Annotated in this window: 24 protein-coding genes; 10 read left to right on the top strand and 14 right to left on the bottom strand. The window is 67.7% G+C overall.

Features of this window, described 5'->3' with window-relative positions:
- The first annotated feature begins 53 nt into the window (after window positions 1–53).
- Window positions 54–2,279: a TonB-dependent receptor domain-containing protein gene (locus ACODSL_RS18320; RefSeq protein WP_488902170.1), complete on the top strand. Its 2,226-nt coding sequence runs from the start codon at window positions 54–56 to the stop codon at window positions 2,277–2,279.
- Here ACODSL_RS18320 and ACODSL_RS18315 read toward each other — a convergent pair.
- Window positions 2,276–2,590 (bottom strand): hypothetical protein, encoded by a 315-nt coding sequence (locus ACODSL_RS18315; protein ID WP_488902169.1) that lies wholly within the window; start codon window positions 2,588–2,590, stop codon window positions 2,276–2,278. The genes ACODSL_RS18320 and ACODSL_RS18315 overlap by 4 nt on opposite strands.
- A gap of 153 nt (window positions 2,591–2,743) precedes the next feature.
- On the opposite strand from ACODSL_RS18315, the gene ACODSL_RS18310 reads away from it, so the two are divergent.
- The 3 genes from ACODSL_RS18310 to ACODSL_RS18300 all read left to right on the top strand — a co-directional run bounded on the left by ACODSL_RS18310 (window position 2,744) and on the right by ACODSL_RS18300 (window position 6,073).
- Window positions 2,744–3,781 (top strand): aspartate-semialdehyde dehydrogenase, encoded by a 1,038-nt coding sequence (locus tag ACODSL_RS18310; protein WP_488902168.1) that lies wholly within the window; start codon window positions 2,744–2,746, stop codon window positions 3,779–3,781.
- An 83-nt stretch (window positions 3,782–3,864) separates the two neighbouring features.
- Window positions 3,865–4,764, top strand: coding sequence for an EamA family transporter RarD (gene rarD / locus ACODSL_RS18305; RefSeq protein WP_488902167.1), 900 nt, complete (start codon window positions 3,865–3,867; stop codon window positions 4,762–4,764).
- A gap of 22 nt (window positions 4,765–4,786) precedes the next feature.
- Entirely contained in the window at window positions 4,787–6,073 is a 1,287-nt protein-coding gene (locus tag ACODSL_RS18300; protein ID WP_488902166.1) for a serine hydrolase domain-containing protein, read from the top strand.
- A gap of 82 nt (window positions 6,074–6,155) precedes the next feature.
- On the opposite strand, the gene ACODSL_RS18295 is transcribed toward ACODSL_RS18300, so the two are convergent.
- The 5 genes from ACODSL_RS18295 to ACODSL_RS18275 all read right to left on the bottom strand — a co-directional run bounded on the left by ACODSL_RS18295 (window position 6,156) and on the right by ACODSL_RS18275 (window position 11,956).
- Entirely contained in the window at window positions 6,156–7,283 is a 1,128-nt protein-coding gene (locus tag ACODSL_RS18295) for a serine hydrolase domain-containing protein (protein WP_488902165.1), read from the bottom strand.
- Window positions 7,280–8,131 (bottom strand): PfkB family carbohydrate kinase, encoded by an 852-nt coding sequence (locus tag ACODSL_RS18290; protein WP_488902164.1) that lies wholly within the window; start codon window positions 8,129–8,131, stop codon window positions 7,280–7,282. The genes ACODSL_RS18295 and ACODSL_RS18290 overlap by 4 nt, the downstream gene beginning before the upstream one ends.
- 57 nt (window positions 8,132–8,188) lie before the next feature.
- Entirely contained in the window at window positions 8,189–9,580 is a 1,392-nt protein-coding gene (gene ahcY / locus ACODSL_RS18285; protein WP_488902163.1) for an adenosylhomocysteinase, read from the bottom strand.
- An 82-nt stretch (window positions 9,581–9,662) separates the two neighbouring features.
- On the bottom strand, window positions 9,663–10,247 hold the full coding sequence (locus tag ACODSL_RS18280; RefSeq protein WP_488902162.1) for a CYTH domain-containing protein: 585 nt from the start codon (window positions 10,245–10,247) through the stop codon (window positions 9,663–9,665).
- Window positions 10,244–11,956 (bottom strand): M61 family metallopeptidase, encoded by a 1,713-nt coding sequence (locus ACODSL_RS18275; protein ID WP_488902161.1) that lies wholly within the window; start codon window positions 11,954–11,956, stop codon window positions 10,244–10,246. The genes ACODSL_RS18280 and ACODSL_RS18275 overlap by 4 nt, the downstream gene beginning before the upstream one ends.
- Window positions 11,957–12,149: 193 nt before the next feature.
- Here ACODSL_RS18275 and bioB point away from each other — a divergent pair, with 193 nt between their 5' ends.
- The 3 genes from bioB to ACODSL_RS18260 are packed head-to-tail and all read left to right on the top strand — an operon-like array spanning window position 12,150 to window position 13,722.
- Window positions 12,150–13,145, top strand: coding sequence for a biotin synthase BioB (bioB, locus tag ACODSL_RS18270; RefSeq protein ID WP_488902160.1), 996 nt, complete (start codon window positions 12,150–12,152; stop codon window positions 13,143–13,145).
- A gap of 59 nt (window positions 13,146–13,204) precedes the next feature.
- Complete coding sequence (locus tag ACODSL_RS18265) at window positions 13,205–13,459, top strand: type II toxin-antitoxin system Phd/YefM family antitoxin (protein ID WP_488902159.1); 255 nt, start codon at window positions 13,205–13,207, stop codon at window positions 13,457–13,459.
- On the top strand, window positions 13,456–13,722 hold the full coding sequence (locus ACODSL_RS18260; RefSeq protein ID WP_488902158.1) for a Txe/YoeB family addiction module toxin: 267 nt from the start codon (window positions 13,456–13,458) through the stop codon (window positions 13,720–13,722). Before ACODSL_RS18265 ends, ACODSL_RS18260 begins: the two co-directional genes overlap by 4 nt.
- A gap of 6 nt (window positions 13,723–13,728) precedes the next feature.
- On the opposite strand, the gene ACODSL_RS18255 is transcribed toward ACODSL_RS18260, so the two are convergent.
- From ACODSL_RS18255 to chvI, 5 genes are all read right to left on the bottom strand, one after another.
- On the bottom strand, window positions 13,729–14,001 hold the full coding sequence (locus tag ACODSL_RS18255; protein ID WP_488902157.1) for an HPr family phosphocarrier protein: 273 nt from the start codon (window positions 13,999–14,001) through the stop codon (window positions 13,729–13,731).
- Window positions 13,998–14,402, bottom strand: a complete 405-nt coding sequence (locus ACODSL_RS18250) for a PTS sugar transporter subunit IIA (RefSeq protein WP_488902156.1) — start codon at window positions 14,400–14,402, stop codon at window positions 13,998–14,000. Before ACODSL_RS18250 ends, ACODSL_RS18255 begins: the two co-directional genes overlap by 4 nt.
- 88 nt (window positions 14,403–14,490) lie before the next feature.
- Window positions 14,491–14,925 (bottom strand): HPr kinase/phosphorylase, encoded by a 435-nt coding sequence (locus ACODSL_RS18245; protein ID WP_488902155.1) that lies wholly within the window; start codon window positions 14,923–14,925, stop codon window positions 14,491–14,493.
- Window positions 14,922–16,502 (bottom strand): two-component sensor histidine kinase ChvG, encoded by a 1,581-nt coding sequence (gene chvG, locus ACODSL_RS18240; RefSeq protein WP_488902154.1) that lies wholly within the window; start codon window positions 16,500–16,502, stop codon window positions 14,922–14,924. Before chvG ends, ACODSL_RS18245 begins: the two co-directional genes overlap by 4 nt.
- The gene (chvI, locus tag ACODSL_RS18235) at window positions 16,471–17,178 is read right to left on the bottom strand and encodes a two-component response regulator ChvI (RefSeq protein ID WP_488902153.1); all 708 of its coding nucleotides are present in this window, start codon (window positions 17,176–17,178) and stop codon (window positions 16,471–16,473) included. The genes chvG and chvI overlap by 32 nt, the downstream gene beginning before the upstream one ends.
- 147 nt (window positions 17,179–17,325) lie before the next feature.
- On the opposite strand from chvI, the gene ACODSL_RS18230 reads away from it, so the two are divergent.
- A complete protein-coding gene (locus ACODSL_RS18230) occupies window positions 17,326–19,038 on the top strand; it encodes a hypothetical protein (protein ID WP_488902152.1) in 1,713 nt (570 codons plus the stop codon).
- Here the strand turns inward: ACODSL_RS18230 and pseC are convergent.
- Both pseC and pseB read right to left on the bottom strand, forming a co-directional pair.
- Entirely contained in the window at window positions 19,035–20,195 is a 1,161-nt protein-coding gene (gene pseC, locus ACODSL_RS18225; RefSeq protein ID WP_488902151.1) for a UDP-4-amino-4,6-dideoxy-N-acetyl-beta-L-altrosamine transaminase, read from the bottom strand. The two genes, ACODSL_RS18230 and pseC, sit on opposite strands and share 4 nt — an antisense overlap.
- Window positions 20,192–21,229, bottom strand: a complete 1,038-nt coding sequence (pseB, locus tag ACODSL_RS18220; protein ID WP_488902150.1) for a UDP-N-acetylglucosamine 4,6-dehydratase (inverting) — start codon at window positions 21,227–21,229, stop codon at window positions 20,192–20,194. Before pseB ends, pseC begins: the two co-directional genes overlap by 4 nt.
- Window positions 21,230–21,333: 104 nt before the next feature.
- On the opposite strand from pseB, the gene ACODSL_RS18215 reads away from it, so the two are divergent.
- Complete coding sequence (locus ACODSL_RS18215) at window positions 21,334–21,729, top strand: hypothetical protein (protein ID WP_488902149.1); 396 nt, start codon at window positions 21,334–21,336, stop codon at window positions 21,727–21,729.
- An 8-nt stretch (window positions 21,730–21,737) separates the two neighbouring features.
- Here the strand turns inward: ACODSL_RS18215 and ACODSL_RS18210 are convergent, their stop codons facing one another.
- Window positions 21,738–22,379 carry an HAD-IA family hydrolase gene (locus tag ACODSL_RS18210; protein WP_488902148.1) on the bottom strand — a complete coding sequence of 214 codons (642 nt, stop codon included), beginning with the start codon at window positions 22,377–22,379 and terminating at the stop codon, window positions 21,738–21,740.
- Window positions 22,380–22,485: 106 nt separating this feature from the next.
- Between ACODSL_RS18210 and ACODSL_RS18205 the strand changes: the two genes are divergently transcribed.
- On the top strand, window positions 22,486–22,851 hold the full coding sequence (locus ACODSL_RS18205) for a VanZ family protein (RefSeq protein WP_488902147.1): 366 nt from the start codon (window positions 22,486–22,488) through the stop codon (window positions 22,849–22,851).
- Window positions 22,852–22,854 lie beyond the last annotated feature (3 nt).

Below are 22,854 nucleotides of genomic sequence, written 5' to 3'. Positions count from 1 at the left end.
ACAAACACGCTAGAGCGTCGGGCGACACCTTGGGGGCCTTCAGGTTGCGTATTGTGAGTGCCATTCCGGCCGGCATCGGGCTGGCCGGCGTCCTGCTGGCCGCGTCGACCGCTGACGCCCAGACCGCGCCTGCGCCCGCCGCCAAACCGGCAGCCGCGCCGACTCCGCCGCCCGCCCCGGCCTCGACGACCGTGCAGGAAGTCGTGGTCCGGGCCGAGGATCCGCCGCTCAGGAGTTCCATCGACCGGCGCAGCTACAGCATCGAGGGCGACCTGCAGGCGACCACCGGCTCGATCGCCGACGCCCTCAAACGGGTCCCGTCGCTCGAGGTCGACATCGACGGCAATGTGAAACTGCGCGGCGACGCCAGCGTCACCATCCTGATCGACGGCAAGCCATCGAGCCTCATGAAGGGGCCCGGCCGCGCCGACGCCCTGCAGGCGCTGCCCGCGGACCAGATCGAGCGGGTCGAGGTGCTGACCAATCCCGGCGCCCAGTATTCGCCCGAGGGGACCGGAGGCGTCATCAATCTGGTGACGAAGAAATCCCGCCGCGCCGGCGCCGGACCGTCGGGCTCGGTGCGGATCAACGCCGGCACCCACGACCGCTACAACGGCGGGATCAACTGGGCCTACAACAGCAAGAAGCTCGCCCTGTCGGCCAACCTCGGCGTCTGGCGGTTCACCAACAGATTCACCATCGACAGCGACCGGACCCTGACCGGGCCGGGCGGGGTCTTCCGGCAGGACCAGACGAACAGCCTCGACATGGTGGGCCTGGGCGGCAACCTGCGCCTCGCGGGCGACTATGAGGTCGACGCGCGCAACAAGATCAGCGGCGAGTTCAGCCTCTTCCGTATGAAGCCGTCCTTCGACAGCGAGAATGACTTCGAGATCTTCGACGGGACCGGGACCCGCATCGGCGCCACCCGCAGACTTGGGTCCAACGGCGGCGGCACACAGGCCGTGAGCGGCTCGCTCAGCTGGCGACGCGAGTTCTCCGGCGACGACCACAACCTGACCGTCGAACTGAGCCGGGACCGCTGGACCTCGGACGACGAGTCGGATGTCCGGGTCGACGCCCTCTTTCCGGCGGGCCCCAGCGTGTTCGAGGACGGCGACAACCGCTCCGTCGCCAGCAATCTGGACTTCAAGGGCGACTACAGCCGCCCGATGCCCGCGGCGGGGCGGCTCAAGGCCGGGCTTGAAGTCCAGGACAGCAAGACCGACCTTGATCAACTGCTCTCGACGGGGCCGACCGCGGGCTCGACGGTGATTGACCTGGCGCGCTCGCACCGGCTGCTGTTCGATGAAACGGTTTATTCCGGCTACGGCACGTACGAGCAGCCGTTCGGCGACCTGACCGTGCTGGCCGGCCTGCGCTTTGAGTCGGCGACCAACGACATCAACCTTCTGACCACGGGCCTGTCGACCAGCCACGATTATGACCGCGTCTATCCCTCGCTGCATCTCGACTACAGGCTCAGCGACACCTCGCGGCTGAAGGCCAGCTACGCCCTGCGCATTCGTCGGCCCGGCGCCGGCGAACTCGACCCCTGGCGGGTCTACATCGACGCCTTCAACTACCGGGAGGGCAACCCGAACCTTGAGCCGTCAGAGACGCAGTCCTGGGAGGCGTCCTACGAGTACCGCAAGGGCCGCAACTACTATCTGACGACCGCCTTCTGGCGGCAGACCGACAACGGCGTCACCGACCTGCTGGTGGACCTGGGCGGCGGGGTGCTGCTGACCACCAAGGCCAACCTCGCCCAGAGCCGCTCGGGCGGGCTCGAGGTCGTCGTCAACCGCGGCCTGACCCCGACGCTGAGTCTCAATCTCACGGGCACGGCGTTCTGGAACGAGATCGACGCCGCCTCGCTCGGCTTCAGCGACACACGCTCCGCCTGGTCCGTCGGCGGTCGCGCCAGCGTGGACTGGCAGGCGACGCCGGTCGATCTGCTTCAGGTCAATCTCGTGGCCACCGGCAAGTCGATCACGCCGCAGGGCTATATCGAGCCGACCTACACAACGAACCTCGGCTACCGGCGCAAGCTCAATGACCGTCTGTTCCTGACCGTCACCGCCACCGACGTCTTCGACACCCAGGAGTCCCGCCTCATCAGCGACAGCGCCACGGTCAGCGGAACCACGGTTCGCAAGGGCCAGAGCCGGGGCCTGTTCGTCGGCCTGCGCTACCGTTTCGGCGCGGGCAAACCCCAGCGCGACCCCGCGTTCGACTACAGCGGCGCCCCCGCCGGCGGCGGCGGCCCACCGACCTAGACGATCGGGCTGACCACCAGGAACTGCGGGTTGTCGACCCAGCCCATGAAGGCGCCCATGACGGTTTGAAGAGCCTCGCTGCCGAGGTCCTCGGCGGTAAAGCCGTCGAGATCGGGGATGTCGAACACCTCGACATAATCGACCGACGGCGCGCCCTCGCCGATCAGCAGCCCCTCGACACGATGGTTGGTGAAGGCGGCGACCCGCTTGATGGCCCGGATGTTGGGGTAGTCGTAGCTCTTCACCCAGGCCTCGAAGTCCTCGCGGGAAACGCCGGACTTGAGCTTGTAGGTGATCATGACGTTGGCCATGTAAGCCTCCTCTGTCTGTCCGTGCAGAATTGGTGCGGACGCGATGGAGAACCAGACCCAAAAGGGGGCCTGAAGCCGCCTTGAGGTTTCCTTTGCTTGCGCCGAAAGGTCCGCAAGCGTAACGGAAACGCGTTTCAGTGAAGGAGAATACCGATGGGATACCGGGTCGCCGTTGTCGGCGCCACGGGCAATGTGGGCCGTGAAATGTTCAACATCCTCGAGGAAGTGAACTTCCCCGTGGACAAGATCCACGCGATCGCCAGCCGCAAATCCATTGGCGTCGAAGTGTCCTTTGGCGAGAAAATCGTCAAATGCGAGGACCTCGCCCAGTTCGACTTCTCCACCGTCGATATCGTGCTGATGAGCGCGGGCGGCGAAGTGTCGAAAGAATGGTCGCCGAAGATCGGCAAGGCCGGTCCGGTCGTCATCGACAACTCGTCGGCCTGGCGCATGGACCCGGACGTTCCGCTGATCGTGCCGGAAGTGAACCCGGACGCGGTCGTCGGCTTCACCAAGAAGAACATCATCGCCAACCCGAACTGCACAACGGCCGGGCTGTTGGTCGCGCTCAAGCCGCTGCACGACGCGGCGACGATCAAGCGCGTCGTCATCTCGACCTACCAGTCGGTTTCCGGCTCGGGCAAGGAAGGCATGGATGAGCTGTGGGCCCAGACCAAGGGCGTCTTCGTCCTCGGCGCGCCCGAGCCCAAGAAGTATCCCAAGCAGATCGCCTTCAACGTGATCCCGCAGTGCGACTCGTTCATCGACGACGACTCCGGCGACACCAAGGAAGAGCGCAAGATGGCCGACGAGACGCACAAGATGCTCGACCCGGCGATCAAGGTCAGCGCGACCTGCGTGCGCGTGCCGGTGTTCGTCGGCCACGGCGAGAGCGTCAACATCGAGTTCGAGCGCGCCCTGAGCGACGACGAAGCCCGCGAGATCCTGCGCGAAGCCCCCGGCCTGGTCGTGATCGACAAGCGCGAGGACGGCGGCTACGCGACGCCCAAGGACATCCAGGGCGAGTTCCCGGTCTACGTCAGCCGCATCCGCACCGACCCCACGCTCGAGCACGGTCTGTCGCTGTGGGTGGTCTCCGACAACCTGCGCAAGGGCGCGGCGCTGAACGCCGTGCAGATCGCGCAGCTGCTTCACGACCGTGGTCTGATCAAGCAACGCACCCTGGCCTAGGTACAGACCCCCGCAAGACGCGGGTGGATCATTCAGGGGCCCGGGACCAGGTTCCGGGCCTCTTCTTTTTCTGGAGTTTCGCCATGCCGCCGGCGAAAGACGAAGGCCGGGCCGCGCTGCTTTCGGCGTTCGGCTGCTACACAATCTGGGGTCTGTTCCCGATCTACATGCACGCGCTCGGCCATGCCAGGGTGAGCCCGGTCGAGATTACGGCCGAGCGGGCCGCCTGGGCAGTGCTGTGGGCTGCCGGGCTGGTCCTGATCGCGCGCAAGCAGGGGGAGCTGACGCAGATCCTGCGGGAGCCCCGTACAGTCGGGCTGCTGTTCGGATCGGCGATCCTGATCAGCATCAACTGGCTCCTGTATGTGGTGGCGGTGAACAGCGGCCGGACGCTGGAAGCCAGCCTCGGCTACTACATCAACCCCCTGCTCAATATGGCCGCTGGCGCCCTGTTCTTCCGGGACAGGATCGACCGTTTCGGCGCGACGGCGATTGGTCTGGCGGCATTGGGCGTGGCGGTGCAGACCGCTGCTGTCGGCCACCCCCCGCTGCTGTCGCTGGGTCTGGCGCTCAGCTTCTGCGGCTACGGTCTGATCCGCAAACAGGTCCGCGCTGACGCCCAGACCGGCCTGCTGGTCGAGACCGCAATCCTCGCCGTGCCCGCGACGCTCTATGTGTTCTGGCTGCAGCGGCAGGGCCTCGGCCACTTCGGATCCAGCCCCTCGACGACCGCCCTGTTGCTGCTGTCCGGGCCGCTGACCATCGCCCCGTTGGCCCTGTTCTCCTGGGCCGCGCGGCGGATCTCGCTGGTCTGGCTGGGCTTCATCCAGTTCATCGCGCCGACGCTGCAGTTCTTCGTCGGCATCGCCTCGGGCGAAGCCTTCACGCCGATGCGCGCCGTCGCCTTCGCCTTCATCTGGCTGGGCGTCGGCGTATTCGCTTTCGGCGCCTGGCGGCGTACGCGGCGGTTGGCGATCGCCTGAAACCGGCTAGGGTCGAGCGGTGATGACCCGGCGGACAGTCCTGATCGGCAGCGCGGCGACGGCGATGACGGCCGGCGCGCCCGATCCGCTGGCGGGCCTTCTGACCGGCGACGGCGATCCCGGACTGGCGCTTCCGGCCTGGGCAGCGACAACGGGCCCGGCGCGGCGCGACCGCCCGGCCTTTGCCCGCGCCAACGGGCTGGCGAACATCGCCGCCGGGCGGACCATGACGGTCGACACGCCGGTGCGGATCGCCTCGATCTCCAAACTGGTAGCGACACTGGGCTTCATGACCCTGGTCGAGGCGGGCCGGGTGGACCTGGACGACGACGCGGGCGACATCCTCGGCTTCCGTCTGCGCCATCCGCTGTTTCCGAACGAACGGATCACGCCCCGGCGACTGCTCTCCCACACCGCAGGTCTGCGCAACGGGCCGAGCTATCCCGTCGGCTTCGGCCGCGCACTCAGTGCAGCCCTGACGCCAGGCGGAGCGCAATGGGACGACGGCGCATGGTTCGGCCCGGCAAGCGAGCCGCCCGGCGACTGGTTCGCCTATGCCGACGTGAATTTCGCGGTCATCGCCCAGATCATCGAGCGGGTCAGCGGCCAGAGGTTTGACCGGTTCATGACCGACCGGCTGTTCCGGCCGCTGGGCCTCGACTGCGGCTACAACTGGAGCGGCGTCAGTCAGGCCACGCGTGACTGGGCCGGGGTCCTCTACCGCAAGGCGCCGTCGGACGAGGGACCCTACGACCCAGCCGGACCCTGGATCGCCCAGCTGGACGAGACTGTGCCCCCCGCGCCGGCCATTCCTCACCCACGCGCGCCGGACGCCGGTGACCGGGGCCTGGACAGCTACGCGCCGGGCGAGAACGGCTTTGTCTTCTCGCCCCAGGGCGGGCTGCGGGCGAGCGCGGCGGACCTCGGCCGCATTGCCGGGCTGATCGCGCTGGGCGGCGGGTCGATCCTCAAGCCGGCGACGCTGGCGCGAATGACGACGCCGGTCTGGCGCTATGACGCGAAGCGGCCGAATGGCGACGCCTATGGCGGCTCGATCCTCGCCTACGGCCTGGCCTGTCAGACCCTGACGGGAGCCGAGGGCGACAGCCTGTTCGAGGGCTGCGCGGGCTGGATCGGCCACCCGGGCGACGCCTACGGCCTGACGTCAGGGCTGTGGGTCGACCCGAAGACCGGCCGGTATTTCACCTATGTGATCACCGGCGAGGCGCGGTCCCTGAAGGCCAACAAGGGCCGGTCGAGGTTCACGCGACAGGAGGAGCGGCTGGCCGGGGTGCTGGCGGGGGGCTAGGGGCGGCCGGCTCCGCCGGAGCAAGAATGCTCATCAAGACATCAGGACGAACTCCGCCGTCGGTGACGAAGGCTTCTAGCGCCTACAGGCTCGCGTAGGCCGCCGCGATCAGCCGCATCGAGCGCGGATCGCCGATCAGGTGGACGTCCTGTTTGTTCATCACATAGGCGCCAGCGACGCGCTTCTCCGGGTCGGCGAAGGCGCAGCTGCCGCCCCAGCCGGAGTGGCCGATGGTCGCCTCGCCCGGGCCGAAGAAGTGGTTCGGCACATTGCGCATGAAGCCGGCGGCCCAGCTAAGCTCGAACGGCAGGACCAGGTCCTGACCGCGGATGCGCTCGCGGCCGGCGTCGGCGACCGAGGCCGGCGAGAGGATGTGCACCCCGTCGACTTCGCCGTCGGTGGCCAGCGCGCCCATGAACCGGGCCAGCGCCTCGGCCGTCGTATGACCGTTGGCCGAGGGGATCTCGACGCGCCGCCAGTCGGCCGATCCCCGACCGCTGGGCGCGGCCCAGGGCGACAGGAAGGCGGCCTTCTTCGGGTCGGTGACCTCGCCGAACTGCGGCATGGCCGACGGCGGCTTCAGCTCGGCGCACCGGTCGTGTTCGCTGTCCGGCAGACCGATCCACAGGTCGAGTCCGGCCGGCTGCGCGATGTCCTCGCGGAGGGCCGTGCCCAGCGTGCGACCGTCGACGCGGCGGAACAGCTCACCGACCAGATAGCCGATGGTCAGGGCGTGATAGCCGCTGGCCGAGCCCACCGGCCACAGCGGGGCCTTGGCCGCCAGCATGGCGGCGATGAGCGGCGGATCGTACCAGAGCGTCGGGTCGATCTGTTCGACGAAGCCCGGCAGGCCGGCCTGGTGCGAGATCATCTGCTCGACGGTGACCGCGCCCTTGCCCTCGGCGGCGAACTCCGGCCAGACCTCGGCGACCGGCTGATCCCAGCGCAGGCGGCCCTGTTCGACCAGTCGGGCGATCATCGTCGCGGCCACGGCCTTGGTCGTCGAATAGACCGGCGTCAGGGTGCGGGCGTCGAACGGTACGGTCTGTTTCTTGTCGGCCCAGCCGGCCCACAGATCGACGACGATCTCGCCCTCGACGGAGAAGGCGAACCGCGCGCCCAGCTCCTTGCCCTCGGCGAAGTTGGCTGCGAAGGCCTCCCGGACAGCCGCGAAGCGCGGCTCGCAGACGCCGTGGATCTCGATGCTCACGCCAGCCTCTCGATACGGACGGTGGGGCTGGCCTGTTTGATGCGCGCGCCCATGGCGACGATCGGCAGCTCCGGCGAGGCCCAGATGCCGGCCGAGGCGATGGTTTCGGCCAGACCGCCGACGGCGCGAGCCAGGCCGTAGGACGGCGTCTGACCTTCCAGCAGGGCGGCGGCGAACAGGGCGGTCAGCAGGTCGCCGGTGCCGCTGGGCACGCTCTCGCCGGCCTTCTGGTGCGCGGCCAGCCAGGCTTCCCGCTTGTCGGCGTAGACCACGCCGATCTCGGCGCCCCGAATGACCGAGGAGACCAGCACGGCCTTGCCGAGCAGGCGGGCGGCCTTGACCGCGGCCTCCGGACTGCGGGCGTCGGCGCCGGTGATGCGCTGCAGCTCCCAGCTGTTGGGGGCGACCAGATCAGCCTTGGGGATGAGGTAGTCGATGACCGCCTGGGCGACTTCGGCCGGCACGAACAGGCCCTTGCCGGAGTCGCCGATGACAGGGTCGACGACGATCATCGGCTTGCGGGCGAAGGCGCCGTCGCGGGGCGCGGCCTTGACGGCGTCAATGGCCCTAGCCGCCGCCTTGACCTGGTCGACGCTGGCGAAATAGCCGGTCAGCACCAGATCGGTCATGCCGAACAGGCCGTTGGCCTCGACCCCGTCGAGCATGCCCTCGAAGGCTTCGATAGGCACCTGGGCCCCGCCGGGCGCGCCCCAACCGGGGTGACGGCCGTAGAGAACGGTGGGGATGACCACCGGATCGATCTTGAATTGGGTAAGCGCCAGCGCCTGGGCGGAGCCGCCGACACGACTCCCCGCGACGTGGCTCGACATGATGAGCGCCATGGGCATGGCGAGGGGATTAGCGGAGGCCGAGAGGGTTGGGTAGCCCTCCCGGCCGCCAGAGTCCTAGTACCGATAGTGATCCGGCTTGAACGGGCCCTGTTCGGGCACGCCGATGTAGTCGGCCTGGTCCTTGCGCAGGACCGTAAGCTTCGCGCCCAGCTTGCCCAGGTGCAGCATGGCGACCTTCTCGTCGAGATGCTTGGGCAGGGTGTAGACCTGGTTCGCGTAGGCCTTGAGGTTGGTCCACAGTTCGATCTGGGCCAGCGTCTGGTTGGTGAAGCTGGCGCTCATCACGAAGCTCGGGTGGCCCGTCGCGTTGCCCAGGTTCACCAGACGGCCTTCCGACAGCAGAATGATCTTCTTGCCGTCCGGAAACTCGATGTGGTGGACCTGCGGCTTGATCTCGTCCCACTTGAAGTTCTTCAGGCCGGCGACCTGAATCTCGCTGTCGAAGTGGCCGATGTTGCACACGATCGCGTTGTTCCGCATCGCCCGCATGTGATCGACGGTGATGACGTCCTTGTTGCCCGTGGCCGTGACGAAGATGTCGGCCTTGCCGGCGACGTCGTCGAGGGTTTGGACCTCGTAACCTTCCATCGCCGCCTGCAGGGCGCAGATCGGGTCGATCTCGGTGACGATCACGCGGGCGCCGCCCTGACGCAGCGAGGCGGCCGAGCCCTTGCCCACGTCGCCGTAGCCGCAGACCACGGCGACCTTGCCCGACAGCATCACGTCGGTGCCGCGACGGATCGCGTCGACAAGGCTCTCACGGCAGCCATAGAGGTTGTCGAACTTGGACTTGGTCACGCTGTCGTTGACGTTGATCGCCGGGAACGGGAGCTCGCCCTTTTCGGCCAGCTGGTAGAGGCGGTGCACGCCCGTGGTGGTCTCTTCCGAAACCCCGGTGATCGCCGCGGCGATGGCCGAATAGAAGCCGGGCTTCTCGGCCAGATAGGTCTTCATCACCGCGTAGAGGGCTTCTTCTTCCTCATTGGTCGGGTGATCCAGCAGGGTCGGATCCTTCTCGGCCTTGGGGCCGAGCACGCAGAGCAGCGTCGCGTCGCCGCCATCGTCGAGGATCAGGTTCGGATAGCCGCCGTCGGACCATTCGAAGATCTTGTGGGTGTACTGCCAGTACTCGTAGAGGGTCTCGCCCTTGATGGCGAAGACCGGCGTGCCGGTGGCGGCGATGCCGGCCGCGGCGTGGTCCTGGGTCGAGAAGATGTTGCAGCTGGCCCAGCGCACGTCGGCGCCGAGATCCTTCAGCGTCTCGATCAGCACGGCCGTCTGGATGGTCATGTGCAGCGAGCCGGCGATCCTCGCGCCCTTCAGCGGCTGGTCCTTGCCGAACTCCTGCCGCAGCGCCATCAGGCCGGGCATTTCGGTCTCGGCGATGGCGATTTCCTTGCGGCCGTAGTCGGCCAGCGCGATGTCGCGCACGATGCTTTCGGTCACGCGGAGGACTCCAGTCCAGTGAGATCAGCCCGGCTCTATACCCGTCACGGCGCCTCATCGCAACAAAGGCATAAAGATATCTTTATGTCACCCTCAAGAGCCGGAAGCCGCGCTCGGCTTTGGTGATCGTGCTGGGGATGAGCGCGACCTGCCCCCGCAGGCGATCCGCCAGATGATGCAGCGCCTCGACCGGACCGGACAGCAGCTCGAGTTCCAGCTCGAGAAAGGACTGCAGGTGGTCGCCCGCGGCGACCTCGCCGTCGTCCAGCGCGATCTCGATGCGGGCCTCGCCTTCCGTCACCAGGCGGGCCGTACGGGTGACGGTGACCGCGAACCGGGCCTTCAGCGCCGTACCAACCGGAAGGGCGGCTGGCGTGCCGCTCAACAGCGCGGGGTCGGGGGTATCGCCGGCGACGGGCCACTCCCATTCGTCGCGACCGCCGTCCGCGCCGAGGGCCGATTTGAGCGTCTGGATGCGCCTGTCACCGGTCCGCCGCACGCGCAGGCCGAAGCCGTTGTTTCGCAGCAGGCCGTCGGGGGTATCGTAGTAGATGGCGACCATGTCCTTCACGGTCGTAGCGCCGGGCGGGAGCGCCGCGATCAGGGCGTCGACGTCGGTCCGCGCCAGGAGGAACTTCAACTCGATCTCGCGGGCCGGCGATGTCATGCGCCCCCCAGCCTCGCGGCACAGGCCTTGCGGGCCGAGTCCGCTAGGCCGGCCGGGACGGTGACCTCATGAGCGACATAGGCGGTCCGGCCTTCTGGCTTGAAGCGGATCACCCGCTCGGCCCCATTGTCGATGACCCTGAGGGCATACTCCACCCGTGAGTCTCCGGGCAGACCGGCTTCCCGGCGGACGATCTTCATGCCGTCACGCAGGCCGGCGGCCCAGGCGGGGCTGTCCGGCTTCAGGCCGGTGATCACGTTGCCGGCGGCGGTGGTCGCCTCCGGGTCCCAGCCGCGATCGAACACCGGGCGCTGTCCGACCGTCAGGATCAGGCAGGCAAAGGCGTCCTCGGGCAATGCGACCGGCTCCCCCGCCTCGACGTAGCGTGCGATGTCAGGGCCGGCGTCGAGCCCGGCGACGTCCTTCATCGCCCTGACCAGCGCCGGGCGAATGAAGTCGACCTTCTGTTCGGCGCCCTCTGCGTCGCGGCGACGTTGCTGCATCAACCGCATCGCGTCATCGAGGCCCCTGGCTCCGCCTGTCGCCTGACGGACGCGCGCATCCCACAGAAAGCCCAGCATCATGCCGCGTTGGTAGGGCAGCTTCTTCACCGCCGGGTCCTTCCAGAAGTCGGCGAGGATGCGGCTGTTGGGCGCGCCACGCACCGGCGAGCGATCGTAGGCCTCGAACACCGCGTTGAGATTGCGCGCGTAGTCCTCAAGGCTCCAGACGCCCGACAGAGCCAGGGTCCGGTAGGTGTAGAAGTCGGTGAAACCTTCGCTGAACCAGTAGTCGAGCGCCTCGCTTTCACCGTCGGGCATCCGGCCGAGTCGGTCGGGGACCCAGGTGTGGGTGTGCTCATGGGCGATGAGGAATCGAAAGCGCTCGAGCTCGGTGTTCGGCGTCGCGAACAGGGCGAAGCCGTCCCCACGGCCCGTGCCGCCGAGCGACAGGATTCCGTCTCCGCCGACCGTCGGGATCAGGCTGACAAAATAGGGACCGTCGACCCCGCCCCAGAACCGTCGCTGGGCGTCGACGATGCGCGCCAGGCCGTCGCCGAACGCCTCGTCGCCGAAGCTCCAGGCCCCGCGCAGGGCGATGCGCGCGGTTCCGCCCTCGATGGGGCGGGTGATGATCCTCAGGTCCGGCGCCCCGACACTGACGCTCTCGCCCAGATCGGCCAGGGTCAGACGGCGACCCATGGCGCCGTGGTCCAGATCGGAGGCCAGGGTCCAGCCCTTCGGCCAGCCCCTCCAGTGAAAGCGAGCCGGGGTGCGGTCATCCCAGGCCGGCCTCGGGAAGGCGGCCTCGCCGACCACGTGGAACCAGCCCGGGCGGACGATCGGCCGATAGGGATTGCCGTGCGGCGGGTCGGCGGGATAGCCGGACACCAGGCGATAGCGGACCACCAGACGGGCGCCGGGCCTGTGCCTGACCACCCGGGATGACGGCGTGGGCGCGGTGACCGCGCCGCCGGTGATGCGCAGGTCCGTGACCTGCCGAACCAGGTCGGTTTCCGAGGCCCAGTGGTCCGGCAGCAGGATCTCCGTTTCACCATCGGCCTCGCCGAGGGTGCGCATCTCCACATCGAGGGCCTCAAGGCCGCCAGCCCCCATGACCGGCGACAGGGTGAAGTCGACGGTGGGCTCAGGCGCGGCGCCGGCGAGCAGAACGGCGGCGAAGGCCGCCAGAACAGGTGAAAGACGCATGGGCGCCCCTTTGCAGTCGGGCGCTTGGCGCCGCCTTTTCAGAGATCGCAGGCTAGCAGCGCGGCAGGCGGAAGGGTCCTTAAATATCCGCAAGCCGGCGCGCGGGCCGGCCGGCTCCCTGTCTCGCCGAACGCCGTTGTAGCCAGGCTGCGCCGCCGCTGGTAGAGCCCGCTGGCACAGCCTGAGGAACGCCATGAACGCGCCCGTCCGTTTCGCCGACCCCGCCCAGCCGCGTCACGACTGGACGCGCGACGAGATCGAGGCGTTGTTCGCCCTGCCGTTCACCGAGCTGGTCTTTCAGGCCGCCGGCGTTCACCGCCAGTGGTTCGATCCCACCGAGCTGCAGCTGTCGCAACTCCTGTCGGTCAAGACCGGCGGCTGCGCCGAGAACTGCGGCTACTGCAGCCAGTCGGCCAGCTTCAAGACCGGCCTCAAGGCCGAGAAGCTGATGGAGCTCGACGACGTGCTGACCGCCGCGAAGGCCGCGCAGGACGGCGGGGCGCAACGCTTCTGCATGGGCGCCGCCTGGCGCGACCTGAAGGATCGCGACCTGCCGCGCGTCGCCGAGATGATCACCGGGGTGAAGGCGCTGGGTCTGGAGACCTGCGTGACACTGGGCATGCTCAAGGCCGAACAGGCCGTGGCCCTCAAGGACGCGGGCCTCGACTACTACAACCACAACCTCGACACCTCGCCGGAGTATTACGACAAGGTCGTCACCACGCGGACCTACGATGACCGGCTGGAGACGCTGCAACATGTGCGCGACGCCGGCATCTCGACCTGCTGCGGCGGCATCGTCGGCATGGGCGAGAGCCGCCAGGATCGCGCCAGTTTCCTGCACCAGCTGGCGACGCTGCCGGTTCACCCCGACAGCCTGCCGGTCAACGCCCTGGTGCCGATCGCGGGCACGCCGCTGGGCGACCAGATCAAGCGGGACGGCGAGATCGACCCGCTGGAGTTTGTCCGCACCGTCGCCGTCGCCCGGCTGGTCTGCCCCAAGTCGATGGTTCGCCTGTCGGCCGGCCGCGACGACATGAGCCGCGAAACCCAGGCGCTGTGCTTCCTCGCCGGCGCCAACTCGATCTTCATCGGCGGCAAGCTGCTGACCACCCCGCTGCCGGGACAGGACGAAGACAGCCTGCTGCTGAAGGATCTGGGGATGAAGCCGATGGCGATGGGAACCTGAAGCGCGGGTCTTGATGTTGTACCGATTATTGTACAAATTGGATCGGAACGGAGCTTCCGATGGACGTCCTCAGTTATTCAGACACCCGCGCCAACCTCAAGCAGGTCATGGATCGCGTGGTAGAAGACCGTCAGCCGGTCATCGTAACCCGCCAGAAGGCTGAGTCCGTGGTGATGGTCTCCCTGGCGGACTGGAACGCTATGGAGGAGACCCTGCACCTCCTGTCGAGCCCGGCCAACGCGGCGCGGCTTCGCGAAGCGATTGCGGAACTCGATGCCGGCGGCGGAACCGAACGTGCGCTGATCGAACTGTGAAGCTGGTGTTCGCCGAGCGCGGCTGGTCGGACTACCAGCATTGGCAGGAGACGGACGCCAACACGCTTGAGCGCATCAACGGCCTGATCAAGGAGTGTCTTCGCACCCCGTTCAAGGGAACGGGCAAGCCTGAGCCTCTAAAGGGCGACCTCAAGGGCTGGTGGTCGCGACGCATCACACTCGAAGACAGATTGGTCTACCGCGTCTCGGGATCCGGCGGCGAGCAACGGCTCGAAATCGCCCAATGCCGTTATCACTACTGAGAAGCCCTACCGCTCCTCGTCGAACCGGTTCTCGACCAGCTCGACCAGAGCCGCCACGGCCTGCCCGGCCTCGGGGCCTTCGGCGGAGATCTCGATGGTCGAACCGATGCCGGCGGCCAGCATCATCAGGCCCATGATCGACCGGGCGTCGACGGTCGAGCCATCGCGGCTGACGGTCACCTCGGCATCAAAACCCGAAGCCAGCTTGACGAACTTGGCCGAAGCCCGGGCGTGCAACCCGCGCTCGTTGACGATCTCGACGGAGCGACTGAGGCTCACTTTTCGCCGGCCAGCACGTAGGAGGCCACGGAGATGTACTTCCGGCCGGCTTCCTGGGCGTGGTGGACGCAGGCTTCCAGCGGTTCGCGGGTACGCAGGGACGCCAGCTTGATCAGCATCGGCAGGTTCAGCCCGGCGATGACTTCGGCGCGCGTCTGTTCCATCACGCTGATGGCCAGGTTGGAGGGCGTGCCGCCGAACATGTCGGTCAGAAGGATCACGCCGGCGCCGGAATCCACGGCCGCGCAGGCCTTGAGGATGTCCTTGCGGCGCTTTTCCATATCATCGTCGGGGCCGATGCAGATGGCGGCGACAGCCGTCTGCGGGCCCACGACATGCTCCATGGCGAAGACGAACTCTTCCGCCAGCCGGCCATGCGTAACAATCACGAGGCCGATCATGCGCGAGCCTGAAACCCTGTCTCGATCAAACCGGGAACCCCTGCCCGACGGACGCGGCCCTCGCCGCGAAGGCGCCTAGATACGCCCGTTAATGTTCGGCTCCAAGATGCTCGATGCTGCGTCGCAATTTCGCAGGGGCGGCGGGATCAAAAGGCCACAGGGGAAAGACGGGCACGGCGTGGCCAACCAGGTCGAGCGTTTCACCCGCGGGGTCGCGTTCGACGGCTTGCGGGGTCTCTACACACCGAATCGCCAGGTCGATCGGCGCGAAGGCCAGCGTCGGAACCGGCAGGACGCCGACACCCCGGCTCTCCATCAGCCCCGCCAGGGCGTCCGGCGCGCGGCCCCAGCACCGTCCGCCCGAGGTCCAGACCAGAACCCGGTCGTCGGCCACCAGGCGAAACCCGTCGGCAAGGGATCGAAGGGCCAGATCGCTCTTGCCGCTTCCGGAGGGGCCCTCGATCAGTACGCCGCGCCAGCCGCCGCGCCATCGCAGGGCCACGAGGCCCGCATGCCGGATCACGCGCCGCGCTCAGGGAGATGGACGATAAACCGGGCGCCGACCACGGCGCCGTCCCGCGCCACCCGGTTTTCGGCGTGGATCTCGCCGCCATGGGCCTCGACGATCTGCCGGGCGATCGACAGGCCGAGCCCGGAATTGCTGCCGAAGGCCGTGCCTTTGGGCCTTGAGGTGTAGAACCGTTCGAAGACGGTCTCGAGATTGTCCGGCGGAATGCCGGGGCCGTCGTCCTCGACCGTCACCTCGGCCTTGCCCCGAGCACGGGTCAGGCTGACGCGCACATCGCCGCCTGCGGGGCTGAACGACCGGGCGTTGTCGATAAGATTGCGGAATACCTGTCCGAGCGGCCCTTCGCGGCCGGCGATGATGATCGCTTCTCCGGGTTCAGCCGAATTGATCGTCACGCCCGCGCCGCCCGGATTGGTCGATCCAGCATAGACGCTGACGATGTCGCCGATCAGCCGAACCAGATCGACCGGCCTGGGTTCCTCACGCGAGAGTTCCGCGTCCAGCCGCGAGGCGTTGGCGATGTCGGTGACGAGGCGGTCCAGCCGCCCGACGTCCTGTTTGAGAATGCCGGTCAACCGGACGCGCCCAGGGCCGTCGCCGACCAGGTCTAGGGTCTCGACGGCCGAGCGGATCGAGGTCAGTGGATTGCGAATCTCGTGCGCCACATCCGCCGCGAAGCGCTCGATGGCGTCCATCCGTTCCGACAGGCTGTCGGTCATCTGCTCCAGCGAACGGGTCAGGTCGCCGATCTCGTCATGGCGCCCGGCGAGATCCGGCATGGAGATCGAGCGCGCGCGCGCCTGCTGCACCCGGTCCGCCGCCCGCGCCAGCCGCAGGACCGGTCGCGCGACGAGGGCGTAGATCATGAACGATGAGAGGGTCGTCACCGCGATGGCGATGAGGATGAACGGAATTAGGGCCGCCCGTTCGGCGGCGATGATCGCGTCGACGTCGCCGGCCTCGAGCGTCAGAACGCCCAGCACGGCCCGCACCCGCTGGATCGGCAAGGAAACAGAGACCAGTTGCTCGCCGTTTTCGCCGATACGTCGCCCCTTGACCTGTTCGCCCCGCAGGGCGGCGTTCAGTTCGGACCGAAGCGCCCGGGCGGCGCGCTCCGAGGTGGGACTTTTCTGGGCGGCGGGCGGGGCCTGGCCGGCCTTGCGGGCCGGCGGAAGGGGCTTCCAGTCGACCCGGTCGGCGACATCGTAGGAGTCGGCGATCAGACGGCCGTCCTTGTCGAACAGCCGGACCCGCTGGCTGCGCGGAAGATGCAGCAGCTGGAGCAGCCGCGCCGCGTCATTGGCCTGCAGCGCCGGCTCCGGCTCGCCGACGGTCGCGGCCTCGTCGATCAGGCGCGCGACCCACTCACCCTGGGTGATCAGGCTGTCGATGCGGGCGTTGACCAGCCCGCGGCGCAGCTCGTTCAGCGTCAGGGCCCCGATGATCAGGATCGCCAGGCCGACGAAATTCAGGACAATGATCAGCCGCCCGAGGCGCGAACCCCGAGGCCAGAGCCGTCGCCGGTCCGACGGCTCGGCGTCAGGATTCGCGATAGCGGTAGCCGACGCCATACAGGGTCTCGATCGCGTCGAAGGTCGGATCCACCTGGCGGAACTTCTTGCGCATCCGCTTGATGTGGCTGTCGATGGTGCGGTCGTCGACATAGACCTGATCGTCGTAGGCGGCGTCCATCAGGTTGTCCCGGCTCTTCACGAAGCCGGGCCGCTGGGCGAGGCTCTGCAGCAGCAGGAATTCGGTGACGGTCAGGCGGACGGGTTTGCCGTCCCACAGACTGTCGTGGCGTTCCGGATCAAGCGTCAGCTTGCCGCGCTTCATCGACCTGGCGCCCGGATCAACGGGACCGCCGGCCTTGATGGCCTCGTCCACTCCGCCGCGGCGCAGCACGGCCTTGACCCGCTCCAGCAGAAGCCGCTGGCTGAAGGGCTTGTGGATATAGTCGTCGGCGCCGAGGTTGAAGCCGAGGATCTCGTCGATCTCCTCATCCTTGCTGGTCAGCATGATCACCGGCGTGTCGGACGTCTGGCGCAGGCGGCGCAGCAGTTCCATGCCGTCCATGCGCGGCATCTTCACGTCGAGAATGGCCAGATCCGGCGGATTGTTCTGCAACGACTCAAGGCCCGCGACCCCGTCATGACAGGCGGTCACCGTGTGGCCATGGCTTTCCAGCGCCAGTGAAACCGAGGCGACGATGTTCTCGTCGTCGTCCACCAGGGTGATGTTGGCCATTTCAGTCCTTCGTCTCAGAGGTTCGTGCGGGCAGACCCTACCTTGGTCCAGCCCCGGTGCAAGGAAATCACCCGTCAGCATGGCCCCATTGCGGCGGTTTGGCATCGTAAACGCGGCCTTAGGGCCTTGCCCGTATGGATGTGGGCCATGGAACGGGGTCAGGTTCACTACGAGCTGTTCGTGCGCCGCCAGCCCGGATCGGGCTGGTCGCTCGACATGGCGACCGAAGATCGCGCGCGGGCGATCGAGACCGCCGAGCAGGCGCTCGAGGAAGGTCGCGTCGCGGCCGTCCGTGTGACCAAGGAAACGCTTGACCCGGAAACCCGCGAATTCCGCTCGGTGACCATCCTGAGCAAGGGGGCGCCGGAGCGCACCAAGACCCGCAAGGTCCGCGAAGACACCGAGCCCCTCTGCATCAGCCCCTCGGATCTCTACACCTGCCATGCGCGCGAGCGGATCGGCCGCCTGCTCGACAACTGGCTGCAGCGCAACAAGGCCACGCCGTTCGAACTGCTGCACCGGCCGGATCTGGTCGAGAAGCTGGAAGCCACCGGGATCGAGCTGCAGCACGCCATCCAGAAGGTCGCCATTCCCGAGGCGCAGGCGCGCGGCATCGGCGTCCACGAAATCATCCGGTCGTTCCAGAAGCTCGCCGAAGGGGCCATCGAGCGGCTGATGAAGGACCACCGCCGCGGCGTTTTGCCCAATCTGGATCAGGAGGGGTTCGCTGCGGCCGCTGAGCGGCTGGTGAGCGATCCGGACCGGAGCTACCTGCTGGGCGCCGGCGTGGCCGCCACGATCGGCCCGGCCGGCGGCTGGAGCGAAAAGGTCACCCGCCTCCTGGATCTGGCCGACGCCGCTCCGATCGAACCGCTGGCGCGCGCCATCGCGCTGCAGGTGCTGGAGCAGCCGCTGACGGAAATCCTCGGCTCGAAGTCGGGCCTCGCCGACCTTCTGGGCGCGGGCCTGGATCTGGGCGAGCAGCTGTCGGCCATGACCCGTGTCGCCGGCGCCGGCCCGGTCGAAAAGCTGATCCAGATCGACGCCAAAGTGGCGAGGATCATGCCGGTGCTTTCACCGCCGGCCCAGCGCCTTGCGACCTGGCTGGCCAACGGGAACTTCGAGAGCTGCCGCGTGGCCATCGCCCAGCGCGTGCTGCGCGAGCTGACCGGACCCCGCCGTCTGAAGCCTCGCGACGCCGCCGCTGAAATCGAATTGCTGCGCGGCCTGGCCATGGCCCTGACAGCCTCTGGCGATCGGGTCCTCAGCACGGACGACATTCACGAGGCCTTCTCGGCCCGCTCGCGCATGCTGGTGACCAGTGACTTTGTCGAGGTGCTGCTGGGTGAGAACCTGTCGGCCCGCGAAGAAGTCGAAACCCTGATCCATCTCGCCGAGAACATCACCGGCGCAGCCAACAAACGGCAGGCTGCCCGCTATCTGGCGGCCCAGGTCTCGGCCCTCCGGTTCGAGAAGGAACTACGCTACGGCGCCGATTCTCCAGCTGTGCGTCTGGCTACGCTGGCCCACCTGCAGAAGTCGATCCTCCGCGCCGGCCTCGTCACCGAAGACGCCGCGCCGATCCAGGCCAAGATCGGGGAAATTGGCGGGCTTATCGAAGCCGACGCCAAGATCGTTACGCTGATCGCGCGTGCGCCTGCTCCGGCGGTGCATCGTCTCAACCTGCTTCTGCGTCTGGCCATCGGAGAGGCCGCGCCGCTCGGCGCCGCCGCTGACCGGGCGCGGGGCGAAGCCCTGAAGCTGGTTCGCCACCCCGACCTGCGCGACGAGCTGGCGAAATCGCCCGAGGCGGTCGAAAAGGTCCGGGGCATGATGCAGGCCGCGGGCATGGCCGCCTAGGCGAGCGCTTCGGCCAGGGCCTCGACAACCCTTGCCACATCCCCGTCTGCCATCGCCGGATAGAGCGGCAGGCTGAGACAGCGATCATACCAGGCCGCCGCGCCCGGGAGCTCCAGCGGACCATGGCGGGTCCGCCAGTAGGGTTGGCTCTGGACCGGAATGTAGTGGACCTGGCTGCCGACGCCGCGCGCCGCCAGAGCCTCGATGACCTGCCTGCGAGTCTTGCCCGCCGCCGCGAAGTCGATCAGCACGGTCAGCAGATGCAACACGGGGTCGGAGCCCGTCGGCCGTGTCGCCAGCCGCACGATCGGCGCCAATGGCGCGAGCGCTGTCTCGTACAGGCCCGCCAGCGTGTGGCGACGGTCAATGAACCTCGGCAGCTTGGCCAGTTGTGACAGGCCGAGCGCGCAGTTGATGTCAGGCAGGCGATAGTTGAAGCCGGGCTCGATCATCTCGTAGAGCCAGGGATCGGCGCCCGGCGTGCGGGTCATGCCGTGGCTGCGGCCGCGACGCAGGCGGTCGGCGAGCGCCGCGTCATTGGTGGTGACCATGCCGCCCTCGCCCGTCGCGATCGTCTTCACCGGATGGAACGAGAACGTCGCCATGGCCGAGTGGGCGCAATCGCCGACCCGCTCGACGCGATTGCCGACCTTCAGGGTCGAGCCGAGCGCGTGCGGGGCGTCCTCGACAAGGATGGCGCCGGCTTTCCCGGCAAGGGCGGCCAGGGCCGGCAGGTCGCAGACGTCGCCGCGCAGATGGACCGGCAATACCGCCCGGACCCGGCGGCCCCCGGCCCGGTCGAGCGCGTCGGCCAGCGTGCCCGGCGTCATCAGACCGCTGTCCGGATCGACATCGGCGAACACGACGTCTGCGCCGACGTAGACCGCGCAGTTGGCGGTTGCGAGGAAGGTGATCGAAGGCACGATGCAGACGTCGCCCGGCCCGATCCCGGCGGCGAGCATGGCCATGTGCAGCGCGGCCGTACCGTTGCTGCAGGCCACGGCGTGCGCGGCGCCGACCACGTCGCGGAAGGCGGCTTCGAAAGCGTCCACGGTGGGGCCAGTGGTCAGATAGTCGGCCCTGAGGGCGGCGGCCACGGCCGCGATGTCATCGTCGTCGATGGTCTGGCGCCCGTAGGGGAGGAACCCCTGGGTCACGATCCCGTCTCCTCCAGCATGGCCATCAGACCCTCGGCGGACAGCCAGTCGTCATTGTTGTCGCTGGCGTAGGAGAAGCCTTCCGGCACGGTCGCGCCGCCGTCTTCGGGACCGAAGGGCTTGCGGGTGTACTCGACAAACGCCGGCTCGATCACATAGCGGTCGGACAGTTCGACCGTTTGACGAGCATCGTCGGCGCCGACCATGATTTCGTGCAGCTTCTCGCCCGGTCGGATCCCGACCACCTTGATCGCGGCACCGGGCGCCATGGCGTGCACCAGGTCGGGCATCGACATCGACGGAATCTTCGGCACGAAGATTTCGCCGCCCCGCATGAGGGTCAGGGACGACAGGACGAAATCGACGCCCTGGTCGAGCGTGATCCAGAAGCGGGTCATGCGCGGATCGGTGACCGGCAGCTCGGTCGCACCCTGGGCCAGCAACCGCCTGAATAACGGCACCACGCTTCCGCGGGAGCCGACCACATTGCCGTACCGCACCACGGCGAACCGCGTGCCGATGTCGCCCGCGAGATTGTTGGCCGCCACGAAGGTCTTGTCCGAGGCAAGTTTGGTGGCGCCGTACAGGTTGACGGGATTGCACGCCTTGTCGGTCGATAGGGCCACCACCTGCTTCACGTGATTGGACAGGCTGGCCCAGACCACGTTTTCGGCGCCGATGATGTTGGTCTGGATGCATTCGGAGGGATTGTATTCCGCCGCAGGCACCTGCTTCAGCGCCGCCGCGTGGATGACAATGTCCACGCCGCGGAGCGCCAGGGTCAGGCGCGAGCGGTCGCGGACGTCGCCGAGGAAGAAGCGCATCTTCGACAGGGTCTCGGCCGGAAAGCGCTCCCGCATGTCCTGCTGCATCTCGCTCTGCTTCAGCTCGTCGCGCGAATAGACGATCACCTTCCGCGGCGAATAGCGGGTCAGGACGCTGTCCACGAAGCGGCGACCGAACGAGCCTGTGCCGCCCGTGATCAGGATCACCTTGCCATCAAGGTCGAGGTTGGCGGGCGCGAAGGCGGTCATGAGCATTCCGGCGCGGGCGCTGATTCCCGATTGAATGCCGCCCGTCCTAGGCTTGGCGCGAATGTGTAAACGCCGCGTCAACCATGTTGGTGTCAACTGGTCGCATGGATCGCCGTCTTGCCCTCGCCGCCGCGCTCGCGCTGCTTCCCGCCGTCGCCGCCGCCAACGGTGGAGAGGAAAAAAAGAAGGGCGGGGGGGCCACCTTCCTGCAGATCAAGGCCATCGTGGCGACCATTCTCCACAGGGACGGCACCCGCGGCGTGATCACGGTCGAATGCGGCCTGGATGTCCCGGACGAAAAACTGCGCGCCCTGGCCTCGGAATCACAGCCGCGACTGCGCGCCGCCTTCGCCGGCTGGGTGCAGAACTACGCCAGCGGCCTTCCGGCGGCCGGCGTCCCCAACGCCGACTACATCGCGCTCCAGCTGCAGCAGATGACCGACTCGACCCTCGGCAGGAAGGGCGCAAAGCTCCTGCTCGGAACGATCCTGGTGAACTGACGACGACGCTAGTCGAAGATCAGGTCCGTTGCGGCCGACAGTTCGGCCAGCGCCTGGTCGACACCGCCGACCTTGATCGCCCGCATGCCCAGCATGGCCGCCGGCTTGCAGTTGATGCCGAGGTCGTCGAGGTAGACACAGTCCGCCGGATCGACCTCCAGAAGCTCGCACATCATCTGGTAGATGCGCGGGTCAGGCTTGCGGACCCCGGCCTTGGAGCTTTCGATCACCGCGTCGAAAAGCTCCATGACGCCCGCCACCTGGGCCGCCTTGTCCGAAGTGCCGGCCATGCCGGCGCCGTGGCCGGTCTGGACGTTGTTGGTGATGCAGCCGACCTTGAAGTGCTCCTTGCAGGCCTTCAGCGCCGCGACCATCCGCGGACGAACGTCGCCTGACAGTCGGGGCAGGATGTCGCCGCCGCGGACCGCGTGGCCCAGCGCCGTGGCCTCCTCCAGGAACTTGACGTCGAAGGCCGCCGTGTCGATCTCGTTGCGTTCGAAGAGCGCCCAGGCATTGTCGTGCGGGTTGGTGGAATTGACCATGCGGATGAAATCGCGCGGCAACCCGCGCTCGTCCTCGAACCGGTTGAACGCCTCGAACGGCGAGGACGTGATGACGCCGCCAAAATCCCAGATCACCGCTGCAACCACGTCAACTCTCCCCTTTTCGCGCCATCGCACGCGAAACCTGTTCCATCATCGGATCAACGCGCTCTAGAGACGGGCCGTCCCGGACGCAACCCGCAGGCCTTACAGCATGGTTCCCCGCCCTCTTCGCATCGCCCTGTTCGGTCTGGCCTGTCTGATCGTGACATGGACCTGCCTGGCCCCGACGAGCGACCTGCCGACCGTGAGCCTGTGGGACAAGATCGAACATCTGACCGCCTATTTCGGACTGACGGTGATCGGGGCCTGGGCTTTTCCGCACCGGTTGTCACGATTGTCGGCCGGACTGTTCGGCGCCGGCGTGGCGATCGAGATCGCCCAGTCGCTGATGGGTCTGGGCCGCCAGGGCGATCCGGCCGACGCCCTGGCCAACACCTTCGGCATCGCGCTGGGCCTGCTGGCCGTGCTCGCTCTTCACGCTCTGATCAGGGTTAAGGCTCCCGCCCGGGGTGAATGACCG

Source organism: Caulobacter sp. FG121 (assembly GCF_057809815.1).
This window is presented reverse-complemented; position numbering and strand designations above follow the sequence as displayed.

Excerpts from the sequence above, each read along its gene's own strand:
- ACODSL_RS18315 (WP_488902169.1), bottom strand. The coding sequence starts at position 2,590 with ATGGCCAACGTCATGATCACCTACAAGCTCAAGTCCGGCGTTTCCCGC.
- ACODSL_RS18310 (WP_488902168.1), top strand. The coding sequence starts at position 2,744 with ATGGGATACCGGGTCGCCGTTGTCGGCGCCACGGGCAATGTGGGCCGT.
- rarD (WP_488902167.1), top strand. The coding sequence starts at position 3,865 with ATGCCGCCGGCGAAAGACGAAGGCCGGGCCGCGCTGCTTTCGGCGTTC.
- ACODSL_RS18300 (WP_488902166.1), top strand. The coding sequence starts at position 4,787 with ATGACCCGGCGGACAGTCCTGATCGGCAGCGCGGCGACGGCGATGACG.
- ACODSL_RS18290 (WP_488902164.1), bottom strand. The coding sequence starts at position 8,131 with ATGCCCATGGCGCTCATCATGTCGAGCCACGTCGCGGGGAGTCGTGTC.
- ACODSL_RS18280 (WP_488902162.1), bottom strand. The coding sequence starts at position 10,247 with ATGACATCGCCGGCCCGCGAGATCGAGTTGAAGTTCCTCCTGGCGCGG.
- ACODSL_RS18275 (WP_488902161.1), bottom strand. The coding sequence starts at position 11,956 with ATGCGTCTTTCACCTGTTCTGGCGGCCTTCGCCGCCGTTCTGCTCGCC.
- bioB (WP_488902160.1), top strand. The coding sequence starts at position 12,150 with ATGAACGCGCCCGTCCGTTTCGCCGACCCCGCCCAGCCGCGTCACGAC.
- ACODSL_RS18265 (WP_488902159.1), top strand. The coding sequence starts at position 13,205 with ATGGACGTCCTCAGTTATTCAGACACCCGCGCCAACCTCAAGCAGGTC.
- ACODSL_RS18250 (WP_488902156.1), bottom strand. The coding sequence starts at position 14,402 with ATGATCGGCCTCGTGATTGTTACGCATGGCCGGCTGGCGGAAGAGTTC.
- chvG (WP_488902154.1), bottom strand. The coding sequence starts at position 16,502 with ATGGCGTCGGCTACCGCTATCGCGAATCCTGACGCCGAGCCGTCGGAC.
- chvI (WP_488902153.1), bottom strand. The coding sequence starts at position 17,178 with ATGGCCAACATCACCCTGGTGGACGACGACGAGAACATCGTCGCCTCG.
- ACODSL_RS18230 (WP_488902152.1), top strand. The coding sequence starts at position 17,326 with ATGGAACGGGGTCAGGTTCACTACGAGCTGTTCGTGCGCCGCCAGCCC.
- pseB (WP_488902150.1), bottom strand. The coding sequence starts at position 21,229 with ATGACCGCCTTCGCGCCCGCCAACCTCGACCTTGATGGCAAGGTGATC.
- ACODSL_RS18215 (WP_488902149.1), top strand. The coding sequence starts at position 21,334 with ATGGATCGCCGTCTTGCCCTCGCCGCCGCGCTCGCGCTGCTTCCCGCC.
- ACODSL_RS18205 (WP_488902147.1), top strand. The coding sequence starts at position 22,486 with ATGGTTCCCCGCCCTCTTCGCATCGCCCTGTTCGGTCTGGCCTGTCTG.